The following is a 20,001-nucleotide window of genomic DNA, read 5'->3' on the forward strand; positions in this document are numbered from 1 at the left end:
ACAACCACGACCGCATCAAGCTCAAACTAAAAGGCCTGAGCCCGGTGCAATACCGAACTCAGGCCTTCGAGCTCTAACTTCTGACCGTCCAACTTATGGGGGTCAGTTCAACGGGTGGCTTTTTTCATGCTCATTGTCGCCCCGAAAATCTGGCTTTCACCTTCAGGCCCAGCACGATTTCCCAAGAAAATCACCCTTATTTACGCCTTATTACCCTTAATTATTAAACTCAAGTTTACGTAAGGGTAAACCCAAGTTGTGGCGCTTTAGAGCTTACTCATAGACTAAACCCGGTGTGTGGCCAATAAAAACGTACAAAAGGGACAAGCATGGTTTTGCGTCTAATCGACTCAATCAATGAATGGATAGGAAAGCTCATTTCCTTTATTGCCATCATTTTCTCCGCCATTATTATTTACGAAGTGTTCATGCGCTATGTGATGAATCAGCCCACTCGCTGGACTTTTGACGTCACCAAGCAGCTATATGGGTTCTACTTTCTGATGCTGGGCGCCTACGCACTTAAACATCAGGCCCATGTCCGGGTGGATTTGCTGATCAACCGCTTTTCCCCCACCGTTCGCAAATGGACCGAGATTGCGGGTTATCTGATTTTCTTCTTCCCTTTTGCCTGGGTATTTCTGACACGCAGCTACGACTTCGCCATGCGCTCGCTGGCGCAAGGCGAAACCACGTACGGCGCAGTACAGTTGCCCGTCTATCCCTTGAAGATGTCCATGGTCCTGGCCGCCGCGCTTTTGCTTCTCCAGGGCATTGCTGAAGTTATTCGTTTGTTGACCCAGAAGGAAGCCGCTCACCATGACGCCTGAACTGATTGCACTTGTCATGGGTGGCCTGCTCCTGCTTGGGCTATTCATGGGCCATCCCTTGGCCTTTGTTCTGGGTAGTACCGCCGTCATCGGCGCAATGGTGGCTGGCAAGCCCATGGTTCTGGGCATTGTCGTCAACCGCATTTACGGCGATGTCCTGGACAACTACACCCTGATCGCCATTCCTTTATTCATCCTGATGGCGCGCTTCCTGTCCGACTCGGAAGTGACTGACAAGATGTTCGAAGCCTTGCGCCTGCTCATGTCCCGCGTTCGTGGCGGGCTGGCACTGGCCGTAGTGTTCATCTCCATCCTTCTGGCAGCGACCACCGGCATTATTGGCGCCTCCATTACCGTCACCGGCATGATGGCCTTGCGCCCCATGTTGCGATACGGCTACTGCCCCAAGCTGACCACCGGTGTTATTGCGGCCTCCGGCTGTCTGGGCATTCTGATTCCACCGTCCATCATGTTGATCTTGATGGCCAGCTACTCTCCCCTGTCCATCGGTGAGCTGTTCGCTGGTGCATTGATACCGGGTGTCCTGCTGGGCCTGCTGTATGCCGTCTGGGTGGTGTTCGTAGCCTGGCGTCACCCGGAACGTGCCCCCTCGGTGGAGCCTGATGAAAAGATCTCCAAGCCCGCCCTGATCCGCATGCTGCTGGTGGAAGCCGTGCCTCCTATCTTTTTGATTCTGGGCATTCTGGGCTCCATGCTGGCCGGTATTGCAACGGCCACGGAAGCCTCGGCCATTGGGGTGTTGCTGTCCCTGCTGATCGTTATTTTCCGGGGCAAATTCAAATGGTCCATTTTCCTGAATGCGCTTTACGAAACGGGCCGTACTTCCTCCATGATCTTATTTATCGTGGTGGGTGCAACCGCCTTTACCGGCGTCTTTAATATCACCGGCGGTCTGGGTGCCGCACAGGATCTGATGCGTGGCCTGGATATGGAGCCCTGGCTACTTATCGTGGTGATGCTGCTGATTATTTTTGCGCTGGGCTGCTTTCTGGACTGGACCGGTATTGTCCTGCTTTCCTTCCCGATTCTGTTGCCCATTGTGCAAGAGATGGGCATCAGCCTGCTATGGTTTGTGATTCTGGTCGCCGTTGTGTTGCAGACCTCTTTCCTGACCCCTCCCTTTGGTTATGCACTGTTTTACTTGCGGGCCATTACGCCCAAATCCGTCAAAACCATGGAGATCATTACCGGCGTCATTCCATTCATTGCCCTGATTATTTTGATGTGCATCTTGCTGGCCATTTTCCCTGGCCTGGCCACTTGGCTACCCACCGTCCTGTACGGAACTTAAATAAAACAAGGAGACACCATGAAACTGACAAAGAAGGCACTCTTCGCCTTGACGGGTTTTGCCCTGCTGGGCATGACCAGCCTGAGCCAGGCGGCACAAAAGTGGACCATGACCAGTACCTGGCCCGCTTCGATCGAGCTGGTGGAGCTGGACAAGAAATGGGTAGAGCTGGCTAACAAGCTGGTCGGCGACGAACTGAAAATCGAGTTCTTTGAAGGCGGCGCACTGGTTCCAACCGGCGAGGTCTTCAGCGCGGTGGAGTCCGGCACCATACAAGCCGGAGCCGACTGGCCGGGCTACTGGGCAGGCCGCAACCCCGCTTTCTCCCCTTTAGGAACACACTCCAGCCTGTTCAACGCGGTTGACTACGCCAACTGGATCAAGGAATGGGGTGGCGCCGAGCTTTATAACGAGATCTACGGCAAGTACGGCATGGTGTACCTCCCCTACGCCATCACCAATAACGAATCCGGCTTCCATACCAATGTGCCGATTCGCAATCTGGAAGAAATCAAGGGCAAGCGTCTGCGCCTCTCTGGCCTCGAACAAGGCAAGGTGCTGGAAAAGATTGGTGGCACGCAGGTTTCCATGGCTGGCCAGGAACTGTATCAATCGCTTGAACGCGGCGTGATCGAGGGAGCCGAGTTCTCCACGCCGAACGTGGACGTTTCTGCCGGGCTGCATCAGGTCACCAAGCACTGGACCACGCCGGGTTGGCATCAGTCCGCTTCCGTGTTTGGCGTCATGATCAATAAAACCGCCTGGGATGCACTCAGTGATTCGGCCAAGGAGAAACTGCAAATTGCCGCCGACGCCACCATGATGTGGTCCATTGCTTTTACAGAGAAAAAAGCGACAGAAGGTCTGCGCACCTTCCAGAAAGCTGGCGTGGAAATACACCGCATGGATGATGAAAGCCTGAAGACCATTCAGCAAGTCACCAACGAGGTGATGATTTCCATGGCTTGCAGCAATCCTGATGCGGCCAAGGTATATGCCAGCCAGATGGAATACCTGCATGACTACAAGGACTGGCGCGAAACCTCCATGCCCTTCAATCTGGGACGCCCGATTGATGGCCCGGATCTGGAAAAAATCAAAGCCTGCCTGAAATAAAACGCCCTCCTCCAATGAGCTTAAAAGCGATAGTGGTCCGCCACTATCGCTTTTTTTATGCGCCCCGCAATCAAGTCTGAATCGCTTTGATCGCTACAGGACCTGCAGAAAGGCCAGCAAAGCCTGAAGCTCCTCGTCGCTCAAGTTCAAGACCCGTATCCATTCCGATTTACGCGGCACCAAAAGGCCGGTTTCTTTAGGGTCCGGCCCCATTGCTACGTCATACATACGCAACAGGCCATCCAGGCTGGGGAACAAACCGTTGTGCATCCAGGGACCTGCCTTGGCAACATTGCGCAGGCTAGGTGTTCGGAACAGCCCCAGATCCGCAGGATCTCGGGTCCATTCAAATCGTCCCAGATCCTGCAAGCGACGCCCATAAAAAGACAGGCCGATATTGTGAAAACCGTTGTCTGTCAGCATGGGGCCGTTATGGCAATTCATGCAGCGCGCCTTGGTACGGAACAGGTGCAGGCCGATCAGTTCCTGATCATTCAAGGCAGCCGTATTCCCGGCGATAAATTCATCAAAGCGCGTTGCTGCCGGGCGAATGGTAACGACATAGGCGGCCAGGGCTCGGGCCAGCCGCTCAGCGTCGATGGAATTGGATGAAGATGCGCCAAAGGCTTGTTGAAATGCCTGACGATAGCCTTCCGAATCCTGCAAACGTGGAATCAAGTCACTCAAGGCATGGTTCATTTCTACCGGGTTTTCTATGGGGCCAACGACTTGCTCCTGCAAGGTTCGTGCACGGCCATCCCAGAACAGATCTTGGGCGAAAGGCGCAGCAAACAAGGGTGGAGTACGGCGCTTGCCCATCAAGCCGTCCTCCCCTACCGCTGATGCCTTGCCATCGGTAAAGGACTTGTCGGGCTGATGACAGGACGCACAGGAGATCTGTTTTTTACGCGACAGCTGCGTGTCAAAAAACAATCGGGCGCCCAAGGAGACGATCTGCGTGTTCCTGGCATCCTCTGCCGCCTCGGGCTGGGCGCTGGAGCCAGGCCCAGGCACGGGCCCCCACTCTTGCCAGGGCTGCCCCGGATCAATAGTGGGCGCAGGCCATTGAACGGGGACATTTTTATAGAGGGCGCGTAGACACCTGGCCTCAAGCATGTCCTTAGCTCCACAGGATTGCTCTGTTGTCTCCGACGCGGAAAGCCCCGTAGTGACCACAGGAGCAGAAGCTAAACCTGGGCCAAGCTTCTGGTCCGCTCCTGTCTCCAATCCCCCCGCCGCGCAAGCTGCCCCTGACAGCACTGTTGCCAGTGCCGCCATCAGCAAACTTGCGCCCGCTCGTCCTCCTGTTAATACCGATAGGAAGCGCGCAGCCACAGCTCTCGTCCTGTGCGATATAGGTTCGGATTCAGCACCGAGGTTGGTGTCGAGACCACCACGGGTGCTTGCTTGTCCAGCACGTTCAGCACATCCAGCCCCAGGCCCAGACCTTTAAGCATGGCCGGCTCCCAATCCAGACGCATATCCCAGGTCCAATAAGAACCGACCCGACCGGATTCATACTTCTCCAGCCCATCGCCCCGATTCAGACCCACATAGTGCACATCCATGCGGGCGCTGTTCCAATTGATCCGGTTGTTCATCTGCAAACCATAACGCGCCCACATGCCGGTTACGCCAGCGCTGACTCGCCAAGGCAGGTTGTAGTCCCCCACTGGACGATCACCACGGCGTATCAGGTCGCCGTTGTAATAGATGTTCTCCTCCTGTGCCTCGGCTTCACCGTCATAACCGTCGGCCAACTTGTTATTACGCTTGCTGTGCTGATAGGTCACATCCACACGCCCCGTCCACAAGCTCTCGCCCAAGGTCCAAGGGGCCGTGTTCATCAAACTCAAGGTAACGGCATCGGTTTTGGACTTGCCATTATTGGTGTAGGTGTAGCCTGTCTTCGCCAGCCCTTCGATAGAAACTTGTTGACGGCCATAGCGGCGCACATAGGCCAGTTCGGCGGCCACTTTGTTCGTCAGCTGTTGCTGCAAACGCAAGGCCCACTCGTCGTCATACGGGGTTTTCAGGCCATCCAGCTTGTAGGCCGTATGCGAAGGACGGTCTACCGGATTACCGCCCGTCACCAGCAAGGTGTGCAGTTGGCTCTTGCGCTCGCGCATGGCAATTCCAAGAATATCCATGCCGTAATAGCGCGACCAGCCACCCGACAGACGGGTTTCACCCGTTCCCAGCACATCCCATTCCAGCAAGGTGCGCGGAGCCAGATTGGTATTGCCAAAGTAATTGTCCTTATCCATGCGCAAGCCCGTTGTCAGGGCCAGACGCTGCCAGGACATGCGGTCCGATACATAAACGGACGCATTGGTATAGCTGACGCCCACCTCTCCAGCGCGGTAATAATTCAAGACCTGAACCTTGCTGGGCTGCCCATCGCTGTAATGGCGTTTCTGCCCCCCATAGGCATCCCGATCTCGGACAAACTCTCCCTTGGTATGGGCCAGCTCAAAACCTACGTAGGACGTATGTTCAATGGCCCCGGTCTGAAACGGCTTGAACTCCAGTCGGGTCTTCATGGTCAGATTGCGTTGCTCGGTAGACTCCTGCCCGAAACCACCGCTGATATAGGTGTAGTCGGGGCGGCCATTGGGCAGAAACACCATATTGACCATATATTCCGTGCCGTCGGAATTACGGTAGCTGTTCATCTGGTCGTAACCCAGCTGAACCCGCCCTTGCCCCCAGCCAAAGTCATGATTCAGGTCGAAACCCAGACCATAGGCTTTTTGTTGATGCTGCCACTGAACACGATTGGCCATCATGCCGGAATCGACCAGATCCTCGCGTCGATCCGCGTACTTGAAGGTCAAGGCGGAGTCCGTGCTGGCGCTCCAACGGGTATGGACTTTGGCGAACACATTATCGACACGGTCTTTGGAGTTGGTATTCACATCGGTGAACTCCTTCTCGTGCAAGACACGCATGGTGCGATCAATGCTGGACTCACGCCGGGACACATTGATCAAGGCCGCAGTATTGCCCGTAATGCCCACATCCAGCATGGCGGACGAAAAACGCTTGGTCCAGGCAGGGGTGAAACCGGGTTCACCTGCCCCGAACTTTTTCTTCTGCTCTTCTGGCACGGTCTGCGAGGTCAGCCCGGAGGAGTTGTAGCTGAAGTCCGCACGGAAGCTGTTATTGCCCTTGGGATCACGCACCTTGGCATCGACCACGCCCCCAGTGAAGCGGCCGTATTCCACGGGAATGCTGCTATCGAGCACCGTCACGCTTTCCAGCATATTCGTGTCCAGGTTGTAGGCCTGGGAGTAGGCAGGCACATTGCCCACCTGCAAATTCAAATTGCGGCTGGCAGGATCAATCTGATTGGTGGAGCTGATGCCATCAATCTGGAACTGATTCTGGAACGGACTGGCCCCGTAGAAGCTGATATCCTCCAGCGCCAGAGAGCCACGGTTGGCACTGGTTTTCGCGGCCTCGTTCTGACGCACGGCCGGGTTATCGGCCAGAAGACTGGACAGGTCGCGGTTACCTGCAGCACGTTGATCCAGTTCCTCGCGGGTATAGTTGCGTTCACCAACACGCTGGCCTTGTACGCGGACGGGCTCCAGCACGGACAAACCTTTGGCAACAGTAGCCGTCACAATCGTATAGCGCTGATCGCCCTGGGCTCTGGCCGCCAGTCCCCAAGGGGCCAGTAAGGTATCCAAGGCCTGCTCAACCGTCAGTTCGCCCTGCAAGGCCACGGCTCGCTTTTCCCGAACCTGTCCCGGTGAAAACGCAATTTCCACCTGGGCCAGACGGCCAATTTGCAAAAGTGCATCCGCCAAAGGCTGAGAGGCCATATCCAGCACAATAGGCCCGGCAGCGTGTGCCGGCATGGGCTGCATCACGAGCAAAACACTGGCCATCAAGAAAGCCATTTGCCCCTGCTTGAAGCGCGAGCCTTGGGAAGAAGAAAGGGACTTGGTTGTCACGCCGGGGCGAGCTTGCCTGCGCAAGGCAAAAAGAGACGGCGTGTCCTGCAAAGCGCACTTCATGATTGAGCATCCTATGTAAACAACTACCCTCAGGACGCTGTGCTACCCCTCTCCCCTCACCCCTGATTGCCATCGTATTTTTTAATTGTTAATAATTATCATTAGTAAATAACTATAAGTCCTGGTAACTCCTTGATTTGCAAGCCTTGGCCCGAGGTCAGCAAGTTCAGGGCAGCGGCTGGGCGAGCCGCTTGCACCACACCGGACACTCGCATTGAGCCCGCCTGCTCGCTGCCAATCCAGATCACTCGATGGGTGTATTCGCCCAACTGACGGGCTACGTCCCGCAAGCTGACATCATCAAAGCTCAGCAAGCCGTTCACCCAGGCGGGCGCCGCTTCCGCATATGTGGACGTTGCAGGCTGAGCCAACTGCGCCCGCAGTTGCCCGCCCGCTACCGTGGCACTGTCTCCCGGCTGCAAGATCACTGGCTGCGAGCTCTCGCAAGACTGGCACTGCACCTGCACGGTATGTTCGTATACCGCCACGGCGCTGATCTGATCTTTAAGGCTGACCTCGTAGCGCGTTCCCAAAGCCGTCGCTTGTGCCGGACCGGCCTGCACGATGAACGGACCTGTCTGGGGCGAAGCAGGCACCACCTGGAAGAAGGCACGCCCCGACTCCACGCTGACTTGTCGTTGGCCATTTTCAAAATTCAGACGCACACGAGTCTGTGCGTCCAGAATCGCCACCGAGCCATCAGGCAAACTCAACTGAGTGATCTCCACCCCGCTGCGGATCGAGCCTTGCAGCTCAAACATCTGCCAGGCGTAAAAAGACGCTCCCATCAAGACACAGGCACTGGCCAGGGTTTTGACGCGTGACTTTCTCTTTTTACGGGCGATAGGCAACACCGAAACCTGATCCAGCCTCCGCCAACTGGCTGCCAAGGCATCGTAGGTTTGGGCATGCAACGGATCGGCTTCATACCAGGCGTCGAACTGGGCCAGGGCGTCCGGCTCCAGCTTGGTGCCTTCTTTACGCACCACCCAGCGGGCGGCGTCTTCATCTACTCGGCTCCAGGCCGAATCTGGCTGCGCGTTCATACTGCGGAATTAAAGACTTGGTGCGCCACCAGCAAAATGCGCATCATGTGTTTCTCAATCGTGCTCTCGGACACTGACAACTTCTGGGCGATCTGCGCGTAGCTCATCTCCTCACAGCGATGCATCAGGAAAATCCGCACACTGCGCTGGGACTGGGCCATCAAGGCCTGCTCCAGACGCTGCAAGGTTTCCTTGGCCAGCACTTCCTCATACGTATCCGGGGCATGGTGATGGGCGACACTCAAGGCGTAGCCATCGAAAGCAGCCTGCTCACGTGTTTGACGCCGATACCAGTCCGCCACAATATTGGCAGCCACTCTGAACACATAAGCCCGGTGGTTGTCTGCCGTGACCTGCTTGCCCTTCTCCAGCAAACGCAGCCAGGTGTCATGCGCGCAATCTTGCGCCAGTTCAGAGCAATGAGTACGCTTGCGCAGATAGCGGATCAAATCCGGGTAGTGGGTCAGGAACGCCGCCGTCAACTTGGACATAGAGACAATCAGGTTAGCATCTAATTAATAATCATTCTCATTATTATATACATGTCCAGCGCCTTGTTTGCGACTACCTGCCATCAATACGTTGGCTGATAGTTGCTGTCGCCTGGATGTATTCCCCTGTCTGTACGCATAAAAAAAGCGCAGCGTGTCTATACGCTGCGCCTGAAAAAACCTAAGTTTGAGTACTTAGGCTTTCTTCAAATACATGGCCTTCAACAAGTAGCTGATCCCATCAATCTTGCAATCGACTTCGTGGTCACCACGAACCAGACGTATGCCTTTGGCCTTGGCACCTTTCTTCAAGGTGCTGGAGCCTTTAACCTTCAAGTCGCGGATCAGAATCACATCGTCGCCCGCAGCCAGCAAGTTACCGTTGCTGTCCTTGACGATCAGCTCATCGTCATCGGTATCTGTTTCGGCAGCCGGGTCCGCGTCTTGCCATTCATAGCCACAATCGGCACATACCCATTGCTCGGTGTCATGGTAGGTATTTTCCAAGGTGCACTGAGGACAGGGAAGCGGTGTGCTCATATTTTTTTCCTGTAAAAAGCTGGGTGCTGCTGCACCAGAAGTGCGGCCAGTTTAGCCCTTTGCATCAGGAAGACCAAAAACGCAAGATTCACATCAACCATGGCAATGAGCTTGCGGCCAAGCCGTACCTCATTCATAGCAACGTCAGCCCCCTTAAAAAGGGCAAATAAACTGCGCATCAGGCTACAGAATTAACAATCTCTTCAAGCACCAATCCCATACTGCCTCCACCGACTGTCTGACCGGCGCTGATCGCTTGCGTACCAGATAGAAATCCGGCCCTAAAGCCCCTGCTTCCGCCACCTGCACCAGACGCCCAGCGGCCAGCTCTGTTGCCACAAAAGCCCTGCACGCCAAAGCCACACCTTGACCCGCCATGGCTGCATCCAATGCCAGCGTTGTCTGGTTGAACACCGGGCCCGGCAATCTGCCACTGCCTTTCAAAAACGTAGCCCAATGATCGTGAGCATCATGCAATAAAGGTAAAGCACGCAGTTGCTCAATCGACAATGGAAGCGTCATGCTCCCTACCAAACGAGGGCTGGCCACGGCCACCAGATCCTGACGAAACAATAGCCGGGCCTCCAGATCCGGAGCAAACGGTGGACGAGTCAGGCGCACGGCAATATCAACCTGATCGCGCTCAAAATCCGACAAGGCCTCGGTTGCCACGGTACGCAGCTCCACATCGGGCAAGGCCGCTTGCAAATCCCCCAGGCGGGGAATCAGCAATTTGGCCGCCACCGTGGGCGTGACGCTGATCGTGACTGTATCGGGGCGCACCAACAAGCGCCCTGTTGCATCAGCCAAAGTGTCAAAAGCACGAGTCACCTCGGCCAAATAGGCCGCGCCCGCTAAAGTCAGCTGCAAACCACGCGGATGACGCTGAAACAGCGCCAGCCCCAGATGCTCTTCCAAAGCCCGGACTTGCTGGGCGACCGCACCTTGAGTCACGCCCAGCTCATCCGCTGCGGCACGAAAACTCAAACGACGGCCAGACACTTCAAAAGCACGCAAGGCATTGAGCGGAGGCAATGAACGGCGAGATTTCATCATTTTTTGACAGTAGTTTTTCTACATCCTGGAGGGTTCATTTATCGCATGATTTTTCCATTCCAGACTGAAATAATAATATCAATCTCAACATATGGAGGCTCTCATGACTGTAGAAAAAGTAGCACTTATTAGCGCAGGCGGCTCGGGCATGGGCGCCGCTGCGGCCCGCAGGCTGGCTCAAGATGGTTATCGCGTCGCCATCCTGTCCTCGTCCGGCAAGGGCGAGGCACTGGCTAAAGAACTGGGCGGGGTGGGCCTGACTGGCTCGAATCAATCTAACGAAGATCTACAGCGCCTGGTTGACCTGGCCATGCAGCGCTGGGGGCGTATCGACGCCCTGGTCAGCTCCGCTGGACACGGTCCACGCGGCCCGGTTCTGGAGATCAGCGACGAAGACTGGCATAAGGGCATGGATGTCTACTTTCTGAATGCCGTGCGTCCAGCACGACTGGTAGCGCCCATCATGGCCGCGCAAGGTGGTGGGGCTATTGTGAATATTTCTACAGCCTGGGCGTTTGAGCCTGCGGAGATGTTCCCCACTTCGGCGGTATTCCGCGCCGGGCTAGCCAGCTTCACCAAGATTTTTGCGGACAGCTATGCAGCCAAGAATGTACGCATGAACAACGTGCTGCCTGGCTGGATTGATAGCCTGCCGGCGACCGAAGAGCGTCGAGAAAGCGTGCCTATGGGACGTTATGGAAAAGCCGAGGAAATTGCCGCGACAATTGCGTTTTTGTTGTCGGATGGGGCTGGCTACATTACGGGACAGAACATCAAAGTGGATGGTGGACTGACTCGGTCGGTGTGAACTGCCAAGAGCTGAGCTGACTGGCTGTGCTCACACTAAGGCTACTGTTCGCACACTAAATAAAGGCCTTATGGGATCCATGAATTCAATCCAGCAGCTGAGGAATAAACCAGCAAAGCAATAATCATGTCTTGACCCAATGCTACGGTGCCTGGAAGTCCAGGTCGGCTCGAACGAGAGCCGACCTACTCACACCGCACAACATCAACTCTGAACCTCTGCACCAAAAACTCCAGGCGAACAATCACATCCCAGCTGCTAACGCGCTTGCCCGTGCCACGGAACAAGCTTGGCCTGCAATCGACGCAAACCGATTTCAAGCACAAACGCCACCAAGGCAATAAGCAGAATCCCCGCCATCACCACATCAGTTGCCAGAAACTGCCCTGCTGACTGAACCATGAATCCCAAACCACGCGTGGCAGCAACCAGCTCCGAAGCCACAAGGGTTGACCACCCCACTCCCAAACCGATGCGCAAGCCCGTCAAAATATCAGGCAAGGCGCTGGGGATGATGATGTAACGCAGCAACTGAACACGCGTCGCCCCCAGAGATTGAGCCGCACGCAATTTCACCGGATCCACATTACGCACCCCGCCAGCCGTCGCAATCGTGATCGGCGCAAAAATCGCCAGATAAATCAGCAGCACTTTGGACAGCTCGCCAATCCCAAACCAGATCACGATCAAAGGCAAATACGCCAGCGGCGGAATCGGGCGATAGAACTCAATCAAAGGATCCAGAATGCCCTGGACAATACGATTACGGCCAATCGCGATACCCGTAGGAATCGCCAACAAAACAGCCGCAATCAATGCCAAGTTGATCCGCCACAAACTGGCCGCCAAATGCTGCAGCACCGTGGCATCCATATAGCCCACCGAGAACAAACGAGAAACACGGCTCAGCACAGCCTGGGGTGAAGGCAGGAACAGCGGGTCCACATAGCCCCACTCGGTAAGGGCCCACCACAAGAACAACACCCCACTTAAAGTGAGCAAACTGATCACGGCAATAGACGTTTGCCGAGGTTTAGTGGACGCTGATTGATTAGGCTTGGAATCGCTGCACACACTTAAAGACGAAGCGCCCGACAAACCTGCGATATCGCCTGCTTGCAGAACTTCGCCAGCGGCAGAGGATTTCATGAACAATCTCCTAAATTCAGGACGAAGCCGCAACAGGATGCGCCGAGAACACATGCTCCAGCACACGTTCTCGCGCCGCGATGAACTCTGGTGAGGACTTCACCTGACGCACCGGCTGCCCATCGGTGTAACGTCGCCCAAAATCCAGCCCCAAACGCTCCACCACATGCCCAGGCGTACCACCCAAAATGATCAGATCGGTAGCTAGAAAGACAGCTTCTTCAATATCGTGAGTAATCAGAAAAACAGGCTTGGCGCTACGCTGCCAGACATTCAACAGCAGCGTCTGAGCCTGCTCGCGGGTGAAAGCATCCAGCGCCCCAAAAGGCTCATCCAGCAAGAGCACACGCGGGTCCGCCGTCAGAGCACGAGCAATACCCACCCGCTGCTTCTGACCACCAGACAATTGCCAGATACGGCGCTGCTCCAAGCCCTCCAGCCCTACCAGAGCCAATTGATGACGGGCCGCAGCCTGCCGCTGCTCCTTGGACTCCCCCCGCAGCGTCAAACCAAAAGCCACATTTTCCAGAACCGTCTGCCAAGGCAGCAAGGCGTCGTCCTGGAACACCACACCGCGATCAGCCCCAGGGCCGCGCACAGGTTCGCCATCCAAGGTAATTGTTCCAGCGCTGGGCAAGGTAAAGCCCGCAATCAGATTCAACAAGGTAGTCTTGCCACTTCCCGAAGGCCCCAGCACCACCACCAACTGCCCCGACTCCAATTGCAGCGACACATCTCGCAGCGCCAAATGATCGGCACCGGGATAACGTGCGCTGACGTGATTCAGTGTTAACTGCGCCATCAGAATTACCTGGCCAGCGAGGCAGCCGCCTCGACATATTTGCTGGTGGTATAAGCGGCGTAATCAGGCAAGACCTCGTCGATACGGCCCTGCTCTTTCAGGAAGGCAGAGGTATCGGCCAAGGCCTTGGCAGTGGGCTGACCTAAAGTTTTGATTTGATCAGCCGCAGATAAAAAGCCGCTGCCAGCCAGAACATTGGGGATTTCTTGAGGCGTCGCACCAGTCAAGCGAGACAGCTTGTTGATGTGGTCGGCATTGGCTACCCAGGCCGCAGGATCATGCGTATAGCCCTCGTACGCAGCCAAGGTGACACGCGCAAAAGCCGACACAATATCCGGATGTTTTTCCGCAAAATCCTTGCGCACCAACCACACATCAAAAGTCGGAGCACCCAGCTTGGCCAGTTCCCCGGAACTGATCAGCACCTTGCCGCTTTCCTTGGCCTTGCTCAAGGCCGGGTCCCACGTATAAGCACCATCAATATCACCGCGTGCCCAGGCCGCTACGATATTGGCCGGCGTCAGATTAATGATATTGACCTGCTTGGGGTCTATTTTCCAATGCTTGAGCGCAGCCAGCAGACTGTAATGGCTGGTGGACACAAAGGGCGTGGCAATCGTCTTGCCAATGAGGTCCTGCGGAGCCTGAATGCCAGAACCGTTACGCACCACCAGCTCTTCGCTGGTGCCCAACTCAGCTGCGACCAAAAAGGTTTCTATAGGTAATTTACGACTGACTGCGGCGGCCAAAGGGCTGGAGCCTAAATAGGCAATCTGCACATCACCCGAAGCGACGGCGTTGATGACCTCTGCCCCACCATCAAACTTGCGCCAGTCGATTTTTGCGCCGGTTTCTTTTTCATAAATCCCGTCTGCCTGAGGCACGTTCGACGGATTGGGAATGGTCTGATAAGCAACCGTCAGGCTGGTGGCCTGGGCTGCCAAAGTTACGACGCTGGCCGCCAAGGCCAGGCCCAGATGCTGCAGAGTTCGCGTCAACGACATGGAGCATTCCTCGATTATTTTTGCGGCTGGATAAGCCGTTGGGTCGAGGAATCAGGATAGACAAAGGGAGACGGTTGGCAAAAGACCGATTTCGCTTATTGTTAGTGCGCGAATTTATGAGGTGGGTGAACACCCTAACTACGCACTTTGCATTGCATGAGAGTATCCGAACAGATACAGCCAACCCCATGAACACGATCAATCGCACCGAAAGCTTCAGCTCCTGGCTATGAGGCTTAAAAGACCTCAAGGCCAGAGCGAAGACCGTGGTTCGCATTAAACAAGCCAGCCTGGGTAATTTTGGAGACGTAAAGCCAATTAGTGATGGCGTGTCTGAGATGCGCATCCACTTCGGCCCGGGCTATCGTCTCTACTGTGCTCGTGAGGGCCGTGTGGTCTATCTGCTACTTAGCGGGGGCGACAAGTCCTCTCAAAAACAAGACATAAAAACTGCAATCGCCATGTGGAAAGAAATTCAGGAGGATCAATCATGACCACCATCAAAACTGCCCCTTTCGACGCCGCTGAATATCTTGATAGTGAGGAATCTATCGCCGAGTACCTCTCTGCTGCTTTGGAAGAGGACGATCCAGCCTTGTTCCTTTCTGCGCTTGCGGATGTGGTTAAAGCCAGAGGCATGACAAAGATGGCAAAAGACGCCAGTGTAGGCCGAGAAAGCCTGTACAAGGCCCTGGCGCTCCCGGTGCCAAGCCACGATATGACACTGTGCTGAAATTAGCGAGGGCTGCTGGGGTGAAATTAACGACAGAGCCGCTTCATGCACGATAGGGCGCTATCAGGGGTTGGCGGACAAGCGCACTTCCAATTGATCTGCCGTAACAGAAAAAAGCCACCCACTGAGTGGTGGCTTCTTCATCTGAAAAACAATAAACTGCAGCGACAATCACACACCACACAACAGTCCGATTTTGGCCATTTTATGGCATTTTTTGGCTATTCACGACACGTTCCGGTCACAGCACAGATAAAGAGGCCCGCCCTAGAGCGGGCTTTTTTTTTGCCCACACTTGACAATAGGCAAGGCAGACTACAGCGCCCCTAAGCAGGCGAGCGACTACTTTAACCACTTGAAATGTTCTTCCAGCCGCTGAATTCGAGTTTTGATTTCTGCTTTATCAAATGCACTTTTAATGGCCTGGCTATTCAACAGCCTCTGTTGCTCGCTGGCGGGTAAATCATCCCATAAGCTCAATAAGGACGCCCCTAAAAAACCAAGTATCAACTGATCATCTTCATCTAGCTGATCCACGGCTCGTGCCACTGCCAAGGCTTTCAATTGAGATCCGCCATCGTCATCCCATTGCCCGCCGCCTGATGAGACTTCTGTATTCATGACGCCCTCCCTAATCGGCGGTTAAACGAATTGTCAGTATAGACCTCCTCAGCCTTGCAAGCAGATTTAAAGCAAAGCGCACAGGCTGAATTCCCCTTAAAATACAATGATTTACAAATTAGCATGGTGAGTATTTCCAGGATCAGCCTAGTATGAACTTAGACCTTCTCGTTGACACCCTGAAGGCGCTACTGGCGCTGTCGCTCAGACTCTCTGAGAAATATCCCGCCAGTCATGGCAGGAGTGCCTATGACACACTATCTCCGGTCCATTGGAAGAAAAGTTAACTTGCTTCGCTTCCCCCTTCTCTCGGCCGCCGAACCCACTATCCCGGACCCCCGCGACAAACGCCCCGTCGAAATCGAACGGATCCACGAAGACGATCAGACATTGCCTGCAAACGATGAGCCCATCGGCGACAAGAAACCTCGCCCCCCTCCTCCAGCGCAAAACGATCAATCCATTTTTAACTAACTGTTAGTGCATCCCAGCACAAAGCAGTGCCCTCAACACGCCTGATTTGCTGCTGGGATTCACCTATTGGAGTCTCTCATGGCACAAACAAGCAGCTCGCAGAACAAAGCCCAAGCCCCTTCCCAAAACCCATCACCGTCTCCTGATCGAAAAGCGGCCATGCATCCTGATGACAAGAAGGATGGCAATAAAGACGGCAAAGCTCCGCAGGACCAGCCGAGAGGCAAATAAGTAGCTTTCGCAGACTCGCCCCAACGAGTCTGCAATACGGGACCGCCCAACATTACGGCGACAGCCCCTCCCCCTGACGACTCCAACAACAATAAAAACTTTTCATCACCCTGGCTAATGCCTGGAGCCCCTTCAGGAGAACAAGGTGCCCTATCAAAGTTCACATAATCTGTGCTCTGTGCCAGCTGTTACCCTTATCCTGGTCGATCAGCCTCAAGCACGAATTTATGGCTGTTGCCGGCCCTTGCTTGCAAGGCTCTGGTGAAGCTCAAAAATCTTTATACCAATGCTCCAACTGCAAAACATTGTGGCTGTATGAGCGCGACCGTTGTGGCGCTTACCTAGGCTTTAAGCTATGGCCGGGTATGCAGCAGGATTTCCAACGCTAGTACACTGTGTAGAGTTGAAAACAAAAAGGCCTGCGATGATGTGTCATTGCAGGCCCTTTCTATAGCGGGATGGGATAGCGATTCAAGTCTCGAGGTTTATCTTCCCCGTACAGCCCCTCTTCCTGTGGGTTTGTGATCATGGGCAGCACTGGCGCGCTTGATCCCCGCATTAGGAGCCTGAGCTGGCCAACCCACTTGCGGCGGAGTGAGCTCAGACTTGCGTGTACTTGGCTTCTTAGCCGGTTTGCCTCTCTTGTCCATTATGACCTCCATTGGTCAATGGCAGCCCCAACAAATGTTAGGACATAAGTACAGGATAGGCGATAAACCGATAAATAGCTTGTTTATCTTCATCTGGTAGCCAGTACGCAAAATAAAGCCGCGTGAGGCTGAACAAGCCACCGCGGTCCGAGCAGTCCCAGACTGTCGCGTCCGCTTAGTAATCCCAGCTGCGCGAGTAGATGTTCTTCCCCTGCCAGATGTCACACACGCGTAAGCTGATAAACACAAAAACCTAAAGATTGGCACCCCGCCACCAAGCAGATGAGCAATATAAAGTGCCAGGCTCCAAACACAAATTACCCTACAGCCATATAAGCACTCTTTCCACACATTGCTTTACATCCGTAACTTTTTGCGCATTTTAAAAACCCGTCTGAGCGTAAAGTCTGAAAGAAATAAAAGCAATGAGAATTGATTTGTATTTCCCGAGCTAGTTAGAGCTTAGCTGTTACCTGTATCAACCTTTACCAAAGGAGCAATATATCGGAAAGCTAGACCACGGCACCATGTACATCATGTGTCAGACATTGCCACTTTCCAAACCCCGCACATCGCGGCCACCCCAACATAACGGCTTTAACCCAAAAGAGGATTCTGGACAGTTTGGCATTCAGCGTCTTTACCAATGCACAGTCTGCCACATGCACTGGATTTATCAGCAGGACAAATGGCAAGCCTGCTTAGGGTTCAAGTTATGGTCAGGTACATTGAACACCTTTCTGACTCACGACAATCGGCAAGCTCCTCAACCTTCAATACTGTCGACGGCCAGCACAAGCAAAGGTGCGGTTCGCTTTAATTAAGAGAGATGAGCCTACCACCGGAAACATCCTTTTAAAGACCCACGAAACCAATTCGCCCAAATTAGGTGAAAGAATGACTAACTCAACAACTATCTCTAAGCTATTGGCAGCCTCAGCACTCAGCTTTGGGTTAAGCGCCGGTGCCATGGCAGAAGACAGGCCCTCCCACCCTGACCTTTCTGCAACAGCCGGGAAAGGAGCAGCTGAGGAGAAAACCCCAGGAGAAGCAAACGCTAAAGAGGTACACAACCGCGGGGCCGATACTCAACAAAACACATCTGACGCAGAAATCACAAAGCAGGTAAAGGCCCGCCTAGCCGCCCAGAAAGAACTGCAGGGCAACACCATTTCAGTCGAAACCAAAAATGGAGTCACTAAGCTCACTGGTGCAGTTTCCGATGACAAGCAACTGCAGAAGGCAATTTCAGATGCGGAAAGCATCAAAGGCGTGAGCAAGGTTGACGCCACCGGCTTGACAGTGAAGGCCAACTGATCGACATTCCTCCGATCAAAAACACAGCCGCCCCCAAGTTACAGCCTCCGTTTCCACATAGCGCAACACTCTTATCGGCGTGGCGTCAATCTCAGCATCAGAGCGCCACTGGAAAGGCCGCTGGGCGGCGGCGCAGTAGCTATCGCCCTTCGCTGCCACCCATCCGCTTGCGAGCACGGTCGCGCACAGCATCTCATCCAGGCGCTCAATCGTTTCAGTTGCATCTCTTGATACCCCCACCACGGCAGCCATATCTGCCTTTATTTGTTTCTGCTCTGCCTGGGCCTTACCCTGACGCCGCCCGATCAGCAGCAGCGCCAGAGCGGCAAGGTTCAGGCCCCCCAGCAGGCCCAGCAGCACCTTGCCGCTCTGGCGCTGCAGGCGCTGGTCGGCGTCGGCTTGGCTGATGCGCGGACCCTGAACGACGCCCGGCCCGGTATCGGCGAAGCCTTCTCTGGTTCTGGTGTGGCCTGCTCCACTTTCTGCGGACGAAAAAAAAGGGCCAGCAAGCCCCAGACGAGCATGGCCACCAGATCAACTGAGTTGTTTGCCCAGTGATGCAGCTCGTACTGCTAGATCACAGCGGCACCGTCCAAGATCGAAGCCACCACCGTGCTGACTACGCCCACAATCCATTCAGACTGTGTGCGCGGCCGCTCCATCTGCTCTTTAACAACTGACGACATAATGAATGGCCTGCCGACGCACATAACATATGAAAGCGGGCCAGCAACAAAACTAACCCCTGCGACTCAGAACCGCTATCTCGCAAGCATGACACGCATCTTGTCTCTTGCGGCAGATGCTGGGTGGATCGACCGCAAACCCAAGCTACAGATAGCAAGAGAAGCAACCGTACGCGTTCACTGGCTTACCCAGGCAAAGGCCGATCAATTCCTGAACGCTATCCGTTTGAATTGGGTGCGAGACTCCTGCGAGTTTGCGTTGGCAACGGACTGCCGCGCTGCCGAAATATTCTCACTAACCTGGGACAAGGTGGATCTGGGTAGGAGTCTGGCCTGGGTCACGAATGACTTGGCCAGGTCGGGCCGTGCACGAGCAGTCCCATTGAACGAGCATGCCGTGGAGGCGGTTAAGCGCAGAATAGGAACCCATGCAAGCCTGGTGTTCTCTCGAATATGGGCAGGGTCGCAAATTGAGCAGATCGACCGCAGAGCATTTACTGCGGCAATGAAGGAGGTTGGGCTACGGGACTTCCGCTTTCACGATCTGCGTCACACCTGGGCGAGCTGGCATGTTCAGAATGGCACCCCACTCTTCGTATTGAAAGAGCTGGGTGGCTGGGAGACTTTGGACATGGTGAAGAAGTATGCCCACCTGGACGCAGGCCATCTGGCACAGTACGCCAATCACGTCACGTTTAGGTCACAGCAAACGGCAGGCAAGAAAAAAGCCGCCTAAGAAGGCGGCTTTAAAACCTTGATAAACAAGGATAATTCTGGTGGCGCATCCCTGATTCGAACAGGGGACCTGCGGATTATGATTCCGTCGCTCTAACCTGCTGAGCTAATGCGCCGAAGAAGAAATTATAGCAAGGTTTCGTCTTTTAGCAAGCACTTATCTCGATCTTTTTTCATCTTTTTGATAATTCTCTCCTATGAAAACGCTAAGCCCTTGTATTCATTGAGCTTCCCTTCTTCAACGCCTGCTCCTGCCACCCATCCAAATGATACAAAAAGTAAACGACCCGGCCTTTTCCTGCTACTCCTCCCCCTTGCGCCCTATCAAGCCTGTTTGTCATTCCCTATTGCTACACTGCCTGCTTGGCGTTTGAC

At 54.5% G+C, this 20,001-nt stretch carries 21 protein-coding genes, 1 tRNA gene and 2 pseudogenes; 11 read left to right on the top strand and 13 right to left on the bottom strand.

What is annotated here, in order from left to right; genetic code table 11:
- The 4 genes from ACU6HM_RS17515 to dctP form a co-directional block, all read left to right on the top strand.
- Positions 1–77: IS3 family transposase (locus ACU6HM_RS17515; RefSeq protein WP_446764091.1), on the top strand; the 77-nt coding region annotated here is incomplete at its 5' end.
- Between the two features lie 252 nt (positions 78–329).
- The gene (locus tag ACU6HM_RS17520; protein ID WP_009458438.1) at positions 330–830 is read left to right on the top strand and encodes a TRAP transporter small permease subunit; all 501 of its coding nucleotides are present in this window, start codon (positions 330–332) and stop codon (positions 828–830) included.
- Entirely contained in the window at positions 820–2,142 is a 1,323-nt protein-coding gene (locus tag ACU6HM_RS17525; protein WP_009458431.1) for a TRAP transporter large permease, read from the top strand. Before ACU6HM_RS17520 ends, ACU6HM_RS17525 begins: the two co-directional genes overlap by 11 nt.
- An 18-nt stretch (positions 2,143–2,160) precedes the next feature.
- Positions 2,161–3,258, top strand: a complete 1,098-nt coding sequence (dctP, locus tag ACU6HM_RS17530; protein WP_026484510.1) for a TRAP transporter substrate-binding protein DctP — start codon at positions 2,161–2,163, stop codon at positions 3,256–3,258.
- 93 nt (positions 3,259–3,351) lie between these two features.
- On the opposite strand, the gene ACU6HM_RS17535 is transcribed toward dctP, so the two are convergent.
- From ACU6HM_RS17535 to ACU6HM_RS17565, 7 genes are all read right to left on the bottom strand, one after another.
- Entirely contained in the window at positions 3,352–4,374 is a 1,023-nt protein-coding gene (locus tag ACU6HM_RS17535) for a cytochrome-c peroxidase (RefSeq protein ID WP_446764138.1), read from the bottom strand.
- Between the two features lie 191 nt (positions 4,375–4,565).
- Positions 4,566–7,283, bottom strand: a complete 2,718-nt coding sequence (locus tag ACU6HM_RS17540; protein WP_446764139.1) for a secretin and TonB N-terminal domain-containing protein — start codon at positions 7,281–7,283, stop codon at positions 4,566–4,568.
- A 101-nt stretch (positions 7,284–7,384) separates the two neighbouring features.
- Positions 7,385–8,329 carry a FecR family protein gene (locus tag ACU6HM_RS17545; protein ID WP_446764140.1) on the bottom strand — a complete coding sequence of 315 codons (945 nt, stop codon included), beginning with the start codon at positions 8,327–8,329 and terminating at the stop codon, positions 7,385–7,387.
- Entirely contained in the window at positions 8,326–8,820 is a 495-nt protein-coding gene (locus tag ACU6HM_RS17550) for an RNA polymerase sigma factor (protein ID WP_446764141.1), read from the bottom strand. The genes ACU6HM_RS17545 and ACU6HM_RS17550 overlap by 4 nt, the downstream gene beginning before the upstream one ends.
- A 195-nt stretch (positions 8,821–9,015) precedes the next feature.
- Complete coding sequence (locus tag ACU6HM_RS17555; protein ID WP_026484515.1) at positions 9,016–9,360, bottom strand: zinc ribbon domain-containing protein YjdM; 345 nt, start codon at positions 9,358–9,360, stop codon at positions 9,016–9,018.
- Entirely contained in the window at positions 9,357–9,539 is a 183-nt protein-coding gene (locus ACU6HM_RS17560; RefSeq protein ID WP_254499536.1) for a hypothetical protein, read from the bottom strand. Before ACU6HM_RS17560 ends, ACU6HM_RS17555 begins: the two co-directional genes overlap by 4 nt.
- 4 nt (positions 9,540–9,543) lie before the next feature.
- Positions 9,544–10,416, bottom strand: coding sequence for a LysR substrate-binding domain-containing protein (locus tag ACU6HM_RS17565; RefSeq protein ID WP_446764142.1), 873 nt, complete (start codon positions 10,414–10,416; stop codon positions 9,544–9,546).
- Positions 10,417–10,519: 103 nt separating this feature from the next.
- Between ACU6HM_RS17565 and ACU6HM_RS17570 the strand changes: the two genes are divergently transcribed.
- Entirely contained in the window at positions 10,520–11,224 is a 705-nt protein-coding gene (locus ACU6HM_RS17570) for an SDR family oxidoreductase (RefSeq protein WP_060186934.1), read from the top strand.
- Positions 11,225–11,482: 258 nt separating this feature from the next.
- On the opposite strand, the gene tauC is transcribed toward ACU6HM_RS17570, so the two are convergent.
- From tauC to tauA, 3 genes are read right to left on the bottom strand one after another with little or no spacing between them, the layout of a single operon-like run.
- Positions 11,483–12,373 carry a taurine ABC transporter permease TauC gene (gene tauC / locus ACU6HM_RS17575; protein ID WP_446764143.1) on the bottom strand — a complete coding sequence of 297 codons (891 nt, stop codon included), beginning with the start codon at positions 12,371–12,373 and terminating at the stop codon, positions 11,483–11,485.
- Positions 12,374–12,389: 16 nt separating this feature from the next.
- A complete protein-coding gene (gene tauB / locus ACU6HM_RS17580; RefSeq protein WP_446764144.1) occupies positions 12,390–13,175 on the bottom strand; it encodes a taurine ABC transporter ATP-binding subunit in 786 nt (261 codons plus the stop codon).
- Between the two features lie 5 nt (positions 13,176–13,180).
- Positions 13,181–14,179 carry a taurine ABC transporter substrate-binding protein gene (gene tauA / locus ACU6HM_RS17585; RefSeq protein ID WP_446764145.1) on the bottom strand — a complete coding sequence of 333 codons (999 nt, stop codon included), beginning with the start codon at positions 14,177–14,179 and terminating at the stop codon, positions 13,181–13,183.
- A 248-nt stretch (positions 14,180–14,427) separates the two neighbouring features.
- Between tauA and ACU6HM_RS17590 the strand changes: the two are divergent.
- A pseudogene (locus tag ACU6HM_RS17590) lies at positions 14,428–14,673 on the top strand (type II toxin-antitoxin system RelE/ParE family toxin); the annotation flags it as partial.
- A pseudogene (locus tag ACU6HM_RS17595) lies at positions 14,670–14,968 on the top strand (addiction module antidote protein). The pseudogenes ACU6HM_RS17590 and ACU6HM_RS17595, both read left to right, overlap by 4 nt.
- Before the next feature lie 286 nt (positions 14,969–15,254).
- Here the strand turns inward: ACU6HM_RS17595 and ACU6HM_RS17600 are convergent.
- The gene (locus ACU6HM_RS17600) at positions 15,255–15,533 is read right to left on the bottom strand and encodes a hypothetical protein (protein WP_254499542.1); all 279 of its coding nucleotides are present in this window, start codon (positions 15,531–15,533) and stop codon (positions 15,255–15,257) included.
- Between the two features lie 249 nt (positions 15,534–15,782).
- Between ACU6HM_RS17600 and ACU6HM_RS17605 the strand changes: the two genes are divergently transcribed.
- From ACU6HM_RS17605 to ACU6HM_RS17615, 3 genes are all read left to right on the top strand, one after another.
- Positions 15,783–16,007, top strand: coding sequence for a hypothetical protein (locus ACU6HM_RS17605; protein WP_254499543.1), 225 nt, complete (start codon positions 15,783–15,785; stop codon positions 16,005–16,007).
- A 78-nt stretch (positions 16,008–16,085) separates the two neighbouring features.
- Positions 16,086–16,238 (top strand): hypothetical protein, encoded by a 153-nt coding sequence (locus tag ACU6HM_RS17610; protein ID WP_446764146.1) that lies wholly within the window; start codon positions 16,086–16,088, stop codon positions 16,236–16,238.
- A 1,547-nt stretch (positions 16,239–17,785) separates the two neighbouring features.
- Positions 17,786–18,205: a BON domain-containing protein gene (locus ACU6HM_RS17615; protein WP_446764147.1), complete on the top strand. Its 420-nt coding sequence runs from the start codon at positions 17,786–17,788 to the stop codon at positions 18,203–18,205.
- 15 nt (positions 18,206–18,220) lie between these two features.
- On the opposite strand, the gene ACU6HM_RS17620 is transcribed toward ACU6HM_RS17615, so the two are convergent.
- Complete coding sequence (locus ACU6HM_RS17620) at positions 18,221–18,565, bottom strand: hypothetical protein (protein ID WP_446764148.1); 345 nt, start codon at positions 18,563–18,565, stop codon at positions 18,221–18,223.
- A gap of 414 nt (positions 18,566–18,979) precedes the next feature.
- Between ACU6HM_RS17620 and ACU6HM_RS17625 the strand changes: the two genes are divergently transcribed.
- Positions 18,980–19,627, top strand: coding sequence for a site-specific integrase (locus ACU6HM_RS17625; RefSeq protein WP_250756963.1), 648 nt, complete (start codon positions 18,980–18,982; stop codon positions 19,625–19,627).
- Positions 19,628–19,665: 38 nt separating this feature from the next.
- Here ACU6HM_RS17625 and ACU6HM_RS17630 read toward each other — a convergent pair.
- Positions 19,666–19,742: transfer RNA gene (locus tag ACU6HM_RS17630), tRNA-Met, on the bottom strand.
- Positions 19,743–20,001 lie beyond the last annotated feature (259 nt).

Source organism: Alcaligenes sp. RM2, from assembly GCF_052931795.1.